Origin of the sequence: Pseudomonas sp. TH31, assembly GCF_016650815.1 — a bacterium.
Taxonomy (GTDB): Bacteria; Pseudomonadota; Gammaproteobacteria; order Pseudomonadales; family Pseudomonadaceae; genus Aquipseudomonas.
The window spans coordinates 81,856-94,423 of the sequence record NZ_JAEKEZ010000029.1 but is presented as its reverse complement, the minus strand read 5'-3'; the positions used below and the strand labels follow the sequence as shown (position 1 = coordinate 94,423).

Below are 12,568 nucleotides of genomic sequence, written 5' to 3'. Positions count from 1 at the left end.
ACGTTCGACATTCCAATAACAGTATCCAAGCCACTCTCAACGCCAATCAGGGACACACGGAAGATGAGTCACCCCTCACAGTTCACCTTGCTTCGCACCCGGCGTTTTCTGCCGTTTTTCGTGACACAGTCCCTCGGGGCCTTCAACGACAACATCTTCAAGCAGTCGTTGATCCTCGCCATTTTGTACAAATTGACCATCGACGGTGACCGCTCGATCTGGGTCAACTTGTGCGCACTGTTGTTCATCCTGCCGTTTTTCCTGTTCTCGGCGCTTGCCGGGCAGTTCGGGGAGAAATTCGCCAAGGACGCGCTGATCCGTCTGATCAAGCTTGGCGAAATCGCCATCATGTCGGTGGGCGCGGTCGGTTTCCTGTTCGATCACCTGTCGCTGATGCTGGTGGCGTTGTTCGCCATGGGCACTCACTCGGCACTATTCGGGCCGGTGAAGTATTCGATCCTGCCCCAGGCCTTGCACGAGGACGAATTGGTCGGAGGCAACGGCCTGGTGGAGATGGGCACCTTTTTGGCGATCCTCGCCGGGACCATTGGCGCCGGGATCATGATGTCGTCCGGTCACTACGCGCCCCTCGTCTCCACGGCGATCATCGGTGTCGCGGTGCTCGGCTACCTGGCCAGTCGCAGCATTCCTCGCGCCGCAGCCGCGTCGCCGGAGATGCGCCTGAACTGGAACATTTTCACCCAGTCCTGGGCAACCTTGAAACTGGGCCTGGGGCAAACCCCGGCTGTGTCGCGCTCGATTGTCGGCAATTCGTGGTTCTGGTTTGTCGGGGCGATTTACCTGACGCAGATCCCGGCCTACGCCAAGGAATGGATGCACGGCGACGAGACCGTGGTGACGCTGATCCTGACCGTGTTCTCGGTCGGTATCGCCCTCGGTTCGATGCTCTGCGAGAAACTCTCCGGGCGCAAAGTCGAGATCGGTCTGGTGCCGTTCGGCTCGTTTGGTCTGACGGTCTTTGGCTTGTTGCTGTGGTGGCACTCCGGTGGGATTCCGGACAGCGTCACCGGCCATGGCTGGATCGAGGTGCTGGGTTTTGGGCATACCTGGCTGGTGTTGATCGACATCCTCGGGCTTGGGGTTTTCGGTGGTTTCTATATCGTGCCGCTGTATGCGCTGATTCAGTCGCGCACCGCCGAGAACGAGCGGGCACGGGTGATTGCCGCCAACAACATTCTCAACGCGCTGTTTATGGTGGTCTCGGCGATTGTCTCGATCGTGCTGTTGAGCGTGGTGAAACTGTCGATCCCGGAGCTGTTCCTGGTGGTGTCGCTGCTGAACATCGGCGTCAACGCCTACATCTTCAGCATCGTTCCCGAGTTCAGCATGCGTTTCATGATCTGGCTCCTCAGCCATTCCATGTACCGCGTGGAGCACCGCAACCTGGACCTGATTCCCGATGAAGGCGCGGCGTTGCTGGTGTGCAACCATGTGTCGTTCGTCGATGCCTTGCTGATTGGCGGCGCGGTGCGTCGGCCGATTCGCTTTGTGATGTACTACAAAATCTACAACCTGCCGGTACTGAACTTTATCTTCCGCACCGCCGGGACAATTCCTATCGCCGGGCGTCAGGAAGACATTCAGATTTACGAAAAAGCCTTCAAGCGGATTGCCCAGTATCTGAAGGACGGTGAGTTGGTATGCATCTTCCCCGAAGGAAAACTGACCGCTGACGGTGAGATCAATGAGTTCAAGGGTGGGCTGACGCGGATTCTCGAAGAGACACCGGTGCCGGTGATTCCGCTGGCGTTGCAAGGGTTGTGGGGGAGTTTCTTCAGCCGTGATCCGGGCAAAGGGCTGTTTCGCCGGTTGTGGTCGCGGGTGACGTTGGTGGCGGGGCCGGCGGTGGCGGTTGAAGTGGCAGAGCCGGCGAAGCTGCAGGCGATGGTCGGGGAGTTGCGCGGCACTGTTAGATAGTTGTTGTGATTGCGGGCCTCTTCGCGAGCAAGCCCGCTCCCACATTGGGTATGTGGCGTGCCGCAAATAGTAGGCACACCATCAATCCACTGTGGGAGCGGGCTTGCTCGCGAAGGCGGTAGTCGCCTAAGCGCTAACTTTGAGCCCAACCAACCCGGCAATGATCAACGCCACACTGGCCAATCTAAACAACGCCATGGATTCTCCAAACAGAATGATCCCGGCGATCACCGTGCCCACGGCTCCCACGCCGGTCCAGATCGCATAGGCCGTGCCCAGCGGCAATTCCTTCATGGCAAGGCCCAGTAAACCAAGGCTGATAGCCATGGCGGCGACGGTCAATGCAGTGGGGAGCGGACGGCTGAAACCGTCAGTGTATTTCAGGCCGACGGCCCAGCCGACTTCGAATAGACCGGCGAAAAACAGAATGATCCAGGACATGAAAGACCTCCATCGATTGACGGGGTCGTCCCCAGATTAATGACTCGATCGAGCCGCGAGGTCGTCCCCGCGTTGCGCAATAGAGTGCCCGGCGTTAACCCGGGGATCAAGTTTTACGCTTATTCAGTCGCCTGCCGAGCGGCTTCTTCCCGATCTTCTTTCTCGCTCATCCGGCGGAAGTAGGTCGAGAGCAGCGCCCCGGAAATGTTGTGCCACACACTGAACAACGCACTTGGCACCGCTGCCAGCGGCGAGAAATGCGCACTGGCCAGCGCGGCCCCCAAGCCGGAATTCTGCATGCCGACTTCCAGCGCCAGAGACTTGCGCTGGGGCAGCGGCAGCTTGAACAGGCGCCCGGTGAAGTAACCCAGCAAGTAGCCGAAGCTGTTGTGCAGCATCACCACGGCCATGATCAGCAAGCCGGATTCGGCGATCTTCGCCTGACTGGCTGCGACCACCGCGGCGACGATGATCACGATGCTCACCACCGACACCAGCGGCAACACTTCCACTGCGTGGCGAACCTTGTTGCCGAGTACCCGTTGCGCAACCACGCCAAGCACGATCGGCAGCAGTACGACCTGCAGGATCGACCAGAACAACTCCATGAACGAGACCGGTAACCACGCCGAAGCCAGCAGCCAGATCAGCGCCGGGGTCAGCAGCGGGGCGAGGAGGGTGGTGACGGCGGCTATGGCCACCGACAGCGCCAAATCCCCGCGAGCCAGCCAGGTCATCACGTTGGACGAGGTGCCACTCGGGCAGCAGCCGACCAGGATCACGCCGACGGCGATTTCCGGTGGCAGGTGAAACGCCTGGCAAAGCAACCACGCCATACCGGGCATGATCACGAAATGTGCGACCACGCCCAGCGCCACGCGCCACGGATGGCGAGCGACTTCGGCGAAGTCTTCGAGTTTGAGGGTCAGGCCCATGCCGAACATCACCAGCCCCAGCAATGGCACGATGGCGCCTTTCAGGCCAATGAACCAGGTGGGTTGCAGGAACGCCAGAACGGCGAAAACCAGCACCCAGTAAGCGAAGGTGTTGCCGACAAAGCGGCTTAAAGCGGCGAGGGCGCGCATGGCCTGATCCTTATTATTAAGTAGCACCACAAAAACCACTGTGGGAGCGGGCTTGCTCGCGAAGACGGACTGACAGTCAACATTGATGTTGAATGTTATGACGCTTTCGCGAGCAAGCCCGCTCCCACAGTTGATCCGGTTTCCTCAGCGGGAACCGGTTGTTGTTAGATCCCTTGTGGAGTCTCTTCACCACCCAACGCTTCAACCAGTGCCGGCAGGAAGTCGCCGAAGGTCAGCATCATCAGGGTGAAGCTGGCGTCCAGTTGGCCCAGGGCTTCGTCGCCGCCGTCCTGCTCCGCCTGATCCTGCAGCAAGTCTTCGAACTTCAGGCGCTTGACGGTCATCTTGTCGTCGAGCATGAACGACAACTTGTCCTGCCAGGCCAACGACAGCTGAGTGACCACTTTGCCGGTGCTCAGGTGCAGCTGGATTTCGTCGCTGGTCAGGTCCTGACGCTTGCAACGCACGATGCCGCCGTCTTCGTGGGTGTCGCGCAGTTCGCACTCGTCCAGTACAAAGAAGTCGTCCGCAGCTTTCTGGGTTTTGACCCAGTCGGTCATGGTCGCGGTCGGCGCCATTTTCACGGTCAGCGGACGTACCGGCAGCGAGCCGATCACTTCACGCAGGGTCGATAGCAGGTCTTCGGCGCGTTTCGGGCTGGCCGAGTTGACCAGGATCAGGCCTTGTTTCGGCGCGATGGCGGCGAAGGTCGACGAACGACGAATAAAGGCACGAGGCAGGAACGCCAGGATGATTTCATCCTTGATTTGATCGCGTTCCTTCTTATAGACCTTGCGCATTTGGGTGGCTTCGATCTCTTCGACCTTTTCCTTCACCGCGTCACGCACGACGCTGCCCGGCAGAATGCGTTCTTCTTTACGGGCGGCGATCAGCAGGAAGTCGCCGCTGACGTGCGCCAGCGGTGCATCTTCGCCCTTGCCGAACGGCGCGACGAAACCGTAGGTGGTCAACTCCTGGCTTGCACATGGACGCGCCAGTTTGGTCGCCAGTGCAGTTTCCAACGCCTCGGCATCAAAAGGCAGATCTTGGGTCAGGCGATAGATAAGCAGGTTTTTGAACCACATGGGGCGAGTCTCTCCTTTATACAAAGGGGGGCATTATTCTCTTCACGGCGCCATAGGCCAACCCTTCTCTAAGCCTTTGGAAGGCCTCGGAAAATTATTTTAAAAAGTGCTTGCCAGAGGTTGGGTCGCTCCGTAGAATGCGCGCCACACCGAAGCGAAGGGTGATTAGCTCAGCTGGGAGAGCGTCTGCCTTACAAGCAGAATGTCGGCGGTTCGATCCCGTCATCACCCACCATTCGTTCAAGTGTTACGCGCAGCGGTAGTTCAGTCGGTTAGAATACCGGCCTGTCACGCCGGGGGTCGCGGGTTCGAGTCCCGTCCGCTGCGCCATATTCGGTAATCTGGAATGCTGAACGCCAGGTCACCACGGAAAAGCCCGCTAACGCGGGTTTTTTCTGTCTATTGTTCCTGCGGGATGTGTCATTTCATCGGTTTTCGGATTTATTTGAAAAAATATTCAATTAAATCAATCCTTTACGAAAATCTGTGGCATAATGCGCCCCGTAACGAAGGTGCTGGGTGATTAGCTCAGCTGGGAGAGCGTCTGCCTTACAAGCAGAATGTCGGCGGTTCGATCCCGTCATCACCCACCATTACTTTCAATGCTACGCGCAGCGGTAGTTCAGTCGGTTAGAATACCGGCCTGTCACGCCGGGGGTCGCGGGTTCGAGTCCCGTCCGCTGCGCCATATTCGGTAACCTGGAATGCTGAACGCCAGGTCACCACACAGAAAGCCCGCTTAATGCGGGCTTTTTGTCGTCTGGAGTTTGGCAAGCTGTACGGTGACCTGTAGCAGCTGGCGAAGCCTGCGTTCGGTTCGGGCCGCGTTCGGACGCAGCAGTCGTAAAACCTGAGTGCGAGTTCTGCCTGACACAGCGCGGTGCCTGATTTCACGACTGCTGCGTCCGAACGCGGCCCGAACCGAACGCAGGCTTCGCGCTGCTACAGAGCGCGCGTTCTGTCTACTACTGTTCGGCGTTACGGCTGTGCCGATAGTCGCTGACCGCTTCATACACCGCTTTGCGCAGGCGATTGATCCCGCCAATCGGACGGTGCGCCTCCAAACCAAACCACGGATTGAACGACTGATTGTCGCATTGCAGATTCAGCGCCGGGGTGTCGAAATCCTGGGCGGGGACGTTGATCCGCGCCACGGTTTCAAAGGGTGTATCGCTTTCGCGCCATTCAACGCTGGTGTCTTCGATCGGCATGTATTTGTTGGCATCCTGGCGCTGGATCTGCAAGACAAAACACGCCGGTACCCGGTCCGTCGACAGTTGCTGGTTCAGCGCATTACGCAGGAAGTTCGGCAGATTCTGATTTTGCTTGGGCAGCACGTAGGCTGGGCAGTTCTCGGGGTCTGGCATGACGCGAAATTTGGCATTGGTGTCGCCAAATTTGTAGGGTGAAACCGAAAAGTAGGTCGTCCGGGTCGGGCTTTCGGGGGCCGGGGAGAGTGTCGCCAGCGCGATAAACAGATGACGAACCTGCCAACTGCGCGGGTCCCAGCCGGGAAGAACGCCATGACCTTTTTGCCGTCAGCTTGGGCAGCCACATTCTGACGATACTCGGCGACATCGCTGACGAAGAAGTTCGGATGGCTGAACATCACGAAATCCTGCTCATTGCGAGCCGATTGGTTGGCCAGTAATTGTTTGCCGGACACATCGAGCAATTTGATGGCCATGCCTCGGGCGTCGCGAATGCTGTCGAACTGCGGGTAGGCGTTGCCGTTGGACAGTCGAATGCTCGCTTGCCAGGTTTTGCCGGGTTCGCTGAACACTCCTTGACGCAGTTCTACCGCCAGATCCGGCAATACCTGAACCTCGGCCTTCACGCAGCCATGGGCCTTGGCGTGGGCGTCGCGCAGGTAGCGAGTGCTTTCACGGTGCTGGTCGACGATGCGCACGGCAGTCTGGATGATGTCCTGGGTCATTGCGGATTCACCGTCCGGGATCAACTCCTGCGCGGAAACCGGGCCGCTGTGCTGCCAGGCAAACCACGCGATGGCCAGCGCCCAGCCCAGCAACCCCAGGCCGAGCAACCAGAGCAGGGTCTTGGCGAGGAACGCGCCGAGGCGCAGCCAGAGAGTGATCAGCATGGGTAAGTCCTTTTGACTGAGGAGGCGGTCATGGCAACTGCGCCTCCAGTGGGCCGCCCAGCACTTTCAGGTATTCGAGCAGCGCCCAGCGTTCCTCCGGCTGCAGCAGACGCCCGATGACGCCATTGCCGCGCTCGCCGGCGCGAAATTCATGTCCGCTGTTGTGATTGCCGGTGATGCGAGTGTCGAATACAAAGCCGTTGCCAAAGGCTTCGGTGCGATAGCCCAGGTGTTTGGGGTCGTACTCGAAGGTGCCTTTATAGAACGTGGTCGGGCGTTCGTCCTGGGGCGAGAGCAATTGATAAATACTCGGCACCGAGCCGTTGTGCAGGAAGGGCGCCGTGGCCCACACGCCGGCCAGTGGCCGGGCCTTGTAGGCACGCAATTCCTGGACACCGATCGGCAGGCCAAAACCATCCATGTCTGGGCGCTCGGCCGGCGTGACGTTGGCCGAGCGGTAAGCATGGTGCTCAACGAACGCGGTGACGTACGCGAGCCCCTTGGCCACCGAGAGCTTGCTCAGGTCCAGCGGCTCGGTGGGTTTGGGGTGCAACTGAACGTCGAGTTTCGCCAGTTCCGCCGGGTCCCATTGCAGGGCCGTTAGATCGAAACGGTGGTCGGCAATGTTGTTGGCGGCGGTGGGGTCGGTTCCGATGGCGGCGACCGGCAGCAGGTTGAGTTGTTGTACCGCGCGTCCATCGACCTGTTTCACCCGCGGCACGTGGCAACTGGCGCAGTTCTCGGCGAACAGTGCACGACCTTTGGTGGCCAGGGTTTTGTCGACACTGCCCAGCAGTTCTTCCGGCCAGGCGGGCGGCTTCAGGCGTTTCAGGGTTTCTTCGATCAGGCGCAAGTCGCGAACCCGGACACTGGAGGGATAGCGCGCATCACCTTTGAGCGGCTGGCCGTTGGCGTCGAAGAAATTCAGCGTGGCGCCAACACCCAGCGCTTCGCCGATATTGCGCGCCATCGGTTGCTGCGCCGAACCGGTCCACTGCACCCAGTCGAAGGTCCACATGTCCCATAGTTGTGGATAGTCCACAGGGGCGTTGGCTACGCGATAGTTGTCCGGCGAAATCGCATCTGCGAAGCTGGCATTGGCGATGCGGCCGAACGCGTCGGTACGGCCGGGGCCTTCTTCGGTCGGATAGAGCCCGCGGTGAGTGTCATTCCAGGCGACTTTCAGGAAGGTATCAAGCGAGCTTTTGAAGTCCTCGCGCAGGGTTTGATGCCGGGCGTCGTAGTCCGAACCTAATAGGTTGCGTGCGAAACGTTCGAACTTCCAAGGGTTGTAGTAAGTCGAGGCAAGACTGGCCACCAGTGCCTGGCCAAAACTGCCGCCGCGCAAGGTCGGTACGCTTGAAGGCAGAACATGCTGTGCCGAGCCGCCATCGATACGCACGGCCTGGCCGTTAAAACGCAGTTCGCCGGTGTGGCAGGCGGCGCACGTGATGTCGAGGAATTGATCCTGGCTGCCGGGGTTTTGATGCCGGGCGAAACCTACGGGCAAGTTGCCGGGGTTATTCGCGGTGGCGTTCTGCGCGGGATCGATCAGAAAACCGAAGCGCGCCATGTATTCGGGGGCGGCGAAGCGCTCTTGGGAAAAGGGCAGTTCCAGCGCCGTGAACCAGTCATAGCGCAAGCCTTTGACCTGGGTGCCTTGAGGAGTGAAGTAGTAAGTCTGACGGTCGGCGGCGCTCCACTGCTCCAGGTAATGCACCTGTTGCGCGGGGGTATAAACGGGCAGTTTAGGGTTGGCGATGTAGTACAGAGCCACGGCCAGGCCTAACCCCAGCAGTACGGCGATCAGACCCAGCAGACGGAGTAAGAGGTGCAAGATAAACGTCCTTGTCGATTTGTATCTCCTTTATGCCTCAGCTTCCGCGGTGGCGGCAAGTGGCCATTACGCCAAGTGTTGTAGGATCCGGCATCGGCCTTTGTAGGGGCAAGATGACAGAAACTTCATCCAGCCCATTCCCGAAATGCTTTAAAAGACCTGAACTTATCAGAAGTTTCCTGCTCTCATGCCGGTAGCCATTGGTCGTGGCCGCCTGATAAGCTCGCGGCTTTATTCGATTGCCCTTTAGGCGCATGAACAAGGAAATAGCATGAAACAGCATCGGTTGGCGGCGGCGGTGGCCCTGGTAAGCCTGGTACTTGCGGGTTGTGACTCGCAGACCAGCGTAGAGCTGAAAACCCCGGCGCAAAAAGCTTCCTACGGGATTGGCCTGAACATGGGCAAGAGCCTGGCTCAGGAAGGCATGGATGATCTCGATTCCAAGGCCGTAGCCCAAGGCATCGAAGATGCCGTCGGCAAGAAAGAACAGAAGCTGAAGGACGACGAACTGGTCGAAGCCTTCGCAGCACTGCAGAAGCGTGCTGAAGAGCGCATGGCGAAGATGAGCGAAGAGTCGGCAGCCGCCGGCAAGAAATTCCTCGAGGAAAACGCCAAGAAAGCGGGTGTAGTGACCACTGCTTCCGGTCTGCAGTATGAAGTCGTGAAGAAAGCTGATGGTCCTCAGCCTAAACCGACCGATGTGGTGACTGTTCACTACACCGGCAAGCTGACCAACGGCACTACCTTTGACAGTTCGGTTGATCGCGGTAGCCCGATCGATCTGCCTGTCAGCGGTGTGATCCCTGGTTGGGTTGAAGGCCTGCAATTGATGCACGTTGGCGAGAAGTACAAGCTGTACATCCCTAGCGACCTGGCTTACGGCGCGCAAAGCCCAAGCCCGGCAATCCCGGCCAACTCGGTGCTGGTGTTCGACCTGGAGCTGTTGGCGATCAAAGATCCAGCGAAACAAGACGCCGCGAAGTAATCGTCGTCTGATGCAAAAACAACGCCCCGCATTATGTGGGGCGTTGTTGTATCCGGGGTTTGGCAAAGTACAAACAAAGCGAACGGATGCTGTAGGCTGGAGTCTTAGCCAGTGAAGATGCCTGCGCTAGACGTACTGCACAGCCAAGTCAATGAAATCTTGGGTTTTTTTATGTGAGTAAAAAACGCCCGATCTGAGTTCAGCCCTTATAAAACGGGGCTTCCAGCCGTGAAATGCAGCTCTGTTCACAAGGTTATCCACAATTTGTGTGGATAACATTTCAGCGGGAGGAAAAGATGAAAGCACCCTGGAATTTCGCTCGATTCCTGCCACTGGCCGGTCGCTTGTTGGCTAAAGGTCGATTGCCGACCCTGTTGTTTGCCGTGGCCAGCAAAAGCGCGAGTGAGGGCGGCCGCCTGGGTAAGCTCAAGGATGACCTGCGCCTGCTGCAGGCCTTGTGCCTGGCCTACTGGCGTGGCGAGTACCGGGCCATCAGCCGCAAGTCGATTCTGATCGTCGTGGCTGGCCTGATGTACTTCCTCAGTCCTTTGGACGCGATTCCGGATTTCATCCCGGTTTTCGGCATGCTCGACGATATCGCCGTGCTCGCCTGGGTCATGAAAACCCTCGACGACGAACTCAATGCCTTCCGTGCCTGGCGCAATCGTCAGCTGCCGCAGAAGCTGGCGGCGGTCGAGCGACTGCCCGATACCCCGGAGCAACTTCAGCTTCAGGGTCCCAAAGATGACTGAGGTGTTTCAGTTTCATCCATAGTTTCATGCCCCCGCGACCTTGGCCGCTGTTAGGATTACACTTCAAGGGAAAAGTGCCGACTCGCTAAGTGTCGTTGTCCTACGGGGAAGTCATGGATATTCAGATAATCACACGCGAAGGCGAGCCCGAATATGCGGTTCTACCGTGGGCTCAGTACCAGGCTTTACTGAAAGCAGCAGGCATCGAGCAACAACCGCCAAGGGCCGCCGTAGAGCGTCCGGCGGTGGTTGCAGGGCAGATCCTTCCGGGTCTGGATCAACTCCGCAGTTTGCGCGAAGGGAAGGGCATCGCCATTGAGGCGCTCGCCCGCACGGTAGGCATCAGCCCGTCTTATCTGGCCTTGATCGAAAGTGGCGAGCGTCAACCCGACGCTGCGATTCGCCGCAGCCTGGCCTGGGAATTGACGGTGCCAGGGTGGAGGGACGAATCGTGAGCGTACGCATCAGTCGTCAACATTGGGACGGGTTGCTGGGTGAACTGGATCAGGCGCGTCGCCAGCGCCATCTGCTGACCTACCGAGCGTTGCTCGAGCGATTGCAATTGCCGACGCCGGCGATGCAAACCCTGACCGCCGCCCTTGAACACCTCGCCGCACTGGACGCCAAGGCAGAGCAACCACTGCGCAGTTCGCTGGTGATCAGCCAGGGCGCCAGCCGCCTGCCGCGCACTGGCTTCTTCGAATGCGTTGAGCGCCTGGGGCGTTTCTCCGGGCCGTCCGACGGCGTCGCCGCCGCGTCCTGGCATGCGTCGGAAGTGGTGCGTGTGTTCGAATACGAGTACCCAGAATCCGCGGAGGCCTGAGTGTTTTTACGCCTTAAGGCGCGGGCCTCCTACTGGTTGGCCCGCAGGTTGTTTCATTGGTCGTGGTTTGTGCGTCAACCCCGAGGCTGGAAATGGCTCGAGGGCCAATTCGCCCGCATGGCCAACCTCGGCAATGTCGGCGCGCAAAGCTTCTATGGCCACATCCTGACCTTTCGCGGCGTCGGTCTTGGTGCTCGTGAGGAAGGCGTGCGATTGCTGCGTCTGGCGGCGTTGGCGGGGGATGGCAAAGCGGCGTATCAGGTGGGCGTGATCAGTTTGGCGGGGACGCCGAGCAAAGCGCCGGATCCGGTGGAGGCCGCGCGGTTTTGGCGCATTGCGGTGCAGGCTGGGCATCCGTTGGCTGAGATCAAGCTGAAAGGGTTGGTGAGTGGCGATACTGCGCAGTAATTGATGCACCTGACAGCGGATGTCAGGTGTTAATAAGTTGAATCCAATCAAGGAAGATAAAACATTGAAAACAGCTTTCGGCGCCCTGTTTCTGATCTGCCTGACCACAAGCGCATTCGCTGACGATAACCCTATCGGCTTCCAGGCCTCTGCGTTGCCCGCCGCGCAAAACGACCGTCCGCTGGAAATGGTCGTCTGGTACCCCGGTACAACCACCGCCACCGCGCAATTGATCGGCGACAATCCAGTGCTTGTCGGTGCCCTTGCCGTGCGCAACGCCCCACCGGCTGCCGGCGAGCATCCATTGGTGGTGCTCTCCCACGGTCTTGGGGGCAATTGGATCAACCAGACATGGCTGGCCAGCGCACTGGCCCGCAAGGGTTACATCGTGGCGGCGGTCAACCACCCCGGCACCACCAGCCGAGACCGTAGTCCTCAAGCCGCAGCACAGTTATGGCAGCGCCCCGCCGACCTCAGCCGGACCATCGATGCGGTCATGGCCCAACCAGAACAATTTGGCGTTGTCGCGAAGCATCGAATTGCAGCCGTGGGCCATTCACTCGGCGGCTGGACTGTCATGGAAATCGCCGGTGCACGTTTCGACCCCGATCGCTTTGCCCTGGACTGCACCGCCCACCCGAAGCTGACCAGTTGCACCGTTTACCAACAGATGAACCCCGCAAGCACCCCGGCATCGAAGGCCAGGCTGGCCGCCGATTTGAGCGATAAGCGTGTCACCGCCGTTGTTTCACTGGACCTGGGCCTGTCACGCGGGATGACCGATGAAAGCCTTGCGGCGCTGCCGGTGCCGACGCTGGTGATCTCCGCGGGCTCGCCGTCTGAAGAGCTTCCCGCTCAGTTGGAATCCGCCGACTTGGCCAAACGCCTGCCCCAAGTGTCGACGCGCTATGTCGAGATTAACGACGCCAGCCACTTCAGCTTTATGTCGGTGTGCAAACCTGGGGCGGTGGCGTTGCTTGAAGAAGCAGTGCCGGGTGATGGGATTATTTGCGGGGATGGGGAGGATGCGAGGCCGCGTGAGGCGATTCAGCAGCAGGTTACTTCGTTGATTGCGGAGTTTTTGGCGGGGGCACGTTGAACAAAATAAATCTG

Annotated in this window: 11 protein-coding genes, 4 tRNA genes and 1 pseudogene; 11 read left to right on the top strand and 5 right to left on the bottom strand. The window is 59.2% G+C overall.

Annotation, left to right across the window (positions count from 1 at the left end; translation table 11 throughout):
• Positions 1-63: 63 nt before the first annotated feature.
• A complete protein-coding gene (locus JFV26_RS19775; protein WP_201194846.1) occupies positions 64-1,938 on the top strand; it encodes an MFS transporter in 1,875 nt (624 codons plus the stop codon).
• Positions 1,939-2,064: 126 nt separating this feature from the next.
• On the opposite strand, the gene sugE is transcribed toward JFV26_RS19775, so the two are convergent.
• From sugE to rdgC, 3 genes are all read right to left on the bottom strand, one after another.
• On the bottom strand, positions 2,065-2,379 hold the full coding sequence (gene sugE / locus JFV26_RS19770) for a quaternary ammonium compound efflux SMR transporter SugE (protein WP_027922462.1): 315 nt from the start codon (positions 2,377-2,379) through the stop codon (positions 2,065-2,067).
• Between the two features lie 119 nt (positions 2,380-2,498).
• On the bottom strand, positions 2,499-3,464 hold the full coding sequence (locus JFV26_RS19765; RefSeq protein ID WP_201194844.1) for a bile acid:sodium symporter family protein: 966 nt from the start codon (positions 3,462-3,464) through the stop codon (positions 2,499-2,501).
• 164 nt (positions 3,465-3,628) lie between these two features.
• A complete protein-coding gene (gene rdgC / locus JFV26_RS19760) occupies positions 3,629-4,549 on the bottom strand; it encodes a recombination-associated protein RdgC (RefSeq protein WP_123510650.1) in 921 nt (306 codons plus the stop codon).
• Between the two features lie 159 nt (positions 4,550-4,708).
• On the opposite strand from rdgC, the gene JFV26_RS19755 reads away from it, so the two are divergent.
• From JFV26_RS19755 to JFV26_RS19740, 4 genes are all read left to right on the top strand, one after another.
• Positions 4,709-4,784: transfer RNA gene (locus tag JFV26_RS19755), tRNA-Val, on the top strand.
• A gap of 18 nt (positions 4,785-4,802) precedes the next feature.
• Positions 4,803-4,879, top strand: a tRNA-Asp gene (locus JFV26_RS19750).
• A 187-nt stretch (positions 4,880-5,066) separates the two neighbouring features.
• Positions 5,067-5,142, top strand: a tRNA-Val gene (locus tag JFV26_RS19745).
• An 18-nt stretch (positions 5,143-5,160) separates the two neighbouring features.
• Positions 5,161-5,237 (top strand) — tRNA-Asp (locus JFV26_RS19740).
• 277 nt (positions 5,238-5,514) lie between these two features.
• Here the strand turns inward: JFV26_RS19740 and JFV26_RS19735 are convergent.
• Positions 5,515-6,650 (bottom strand): annotated as a pseudogene (locus JFV26_RS19735) (catalase family protein).
• Positions 6,651-6,678: 28 nt separating this feature from the next.
• Positions 6,679-8,487, bottom strand: coding sequence for a di-heme-cytochrome C peroxidase (locus JFV26_RS19730; RefSeq protein WP_201194842.1), 1,809 nt, complete (start codon positions 8,485-8,487; stop codon positions 6,679-6,681).
• A 271-nt stretch (positions 8,488-8,758) separates the two neighbouring features.
• On the opposite strand from JFV26_RS19730, the gene JFV26_RS19725 reads away from it, so the two are divergent.
• From JFV26_RS19725 to JFV26_RS19700, 6 genes are all read left to right on the top strand, one after another.
• A complete protein-coding gene (locus JFV26_RS19725) occupies positions 8,759-9,472 on the top strand; it encodes an FKBP-type peptidyl-prolyl cis-trans isomerase (RefSeq protein WP_201194840.1) in 714 nt (237 codons plus the stop codon).
• A gap of 296 nt (positions 9,473-9,768) precedes the next feature.
• The gene (locus JFV26_RS19720) at positions 9,769-10,224 is read left to right on the top strand and encodes a YkvA family protein (protein WP_201194838.1); all 456 of its coding nucleotides are present in this window, start codon (positions 9,769-9,771) and stop codon (positions 10,222-10,224) included.
• A 113-nt stretch (positions 10,225-10,337) separates the two neighbouring features.
• Complete coding sequence (locus tag JFV26_RS19715; protein ID WP_201194836.1) at positions 10,338-10,679, top strand: helix-turn-helix domain-containing protein; 342 nt, start codon at positions 10,338-10,340, stop codon at positions 10,677-10,679.
• Positions 10,676-11,047 carry a hypothetical protein gene (locus JFV26_RS19710; RefSeq protein ID WP_003223109.1) on the top strand — a complete coding sequence of 124 codons (372 nt, stop codon included), beginning with the start codon at positions 10,676-10,678 and terminating at the stop codon, positions 11,045-11,047. Before JFV26_RS19715 ends, JFV26_RS19710 begins: the two co-directional genes overlap by 4 nt.
• Complete coding sequence (locus JFV26_RS19705) at positions 11,048-11,455, top strand: sel1 repeat family protein (protein ID WP_201194834.1); 408 nt, start codon at positions 11,048-11,050, stop codon at positions 11,453-11,455.
• A gap of 64 nt (positions 11,456-11,519) precedes the next feature.
• The gene (locus tag JFV26_RS19700; protein ID WP_201194832.1) at positions 11,520-12,554 is read left to right on the top strand and encodes an alpha/beta hydrolase family protein; all 1,035 of its coding nucleotides are present in this window, start codon (positions 11,520-11,522) and stop codon (positions 12,552-12,554) included.
• The last annotated feature ends 14 nt before the right edge of the window (positions 12,555-12,568 follow it).

Bases quoted from the DNA above. Each gene is read 5' to 3' on its own strand.
- rdgC (WP_123510650.1), bottom strand. From the start codon at position 4,549: ATGTGGTTCAAAAACCTGCTTATCTATCGCCTGACCCAAGATCTGCCT.
- JFV26_RS19775 (WP_201194846.1), top strand. From the start codon at position 64: ATGAGTCACCCCTCACAGTTCACCTTGCTTCGCACCCGGCGTTTTCTG.
- JFV26_RS19720 (WP_201194838.1), top strand. From the start codon at position 9,769: ATGAAAGCACCCTGGAATTTCGCTCGATTCCTGCCACTGGCCGGTCGC.
- JFV26_RS19765 (WP_201194844.1), bottom strand. From the start codon at position 3,464: ATGCGCGCCCTCGCCGCTTTAAGCCGCTTTGTCGGCAACACCTTCGCT.
- JFV26_RS19715 (WP_201194836.1), top strand. From the start codon at position 10,338: ATGGATATTCAGATAATCACACGCGAAGGCGAGCCCGAATATGCGGTT.
- sugE (WP_027922462.1), bottom strand. From the start codon at position 2,379: ATGTCCTGGATCATTCTGTTTTTCGCCGGTCTATTCGAAGTCGGCTGG.
- JFV26_RS19725 (WP_201194840.1), top strand. From the start codon at position 8,759: ATGAAACAGCATCGGTTGGCGGCGGCGGTGGCCCTGGTAAGCCTGGTA.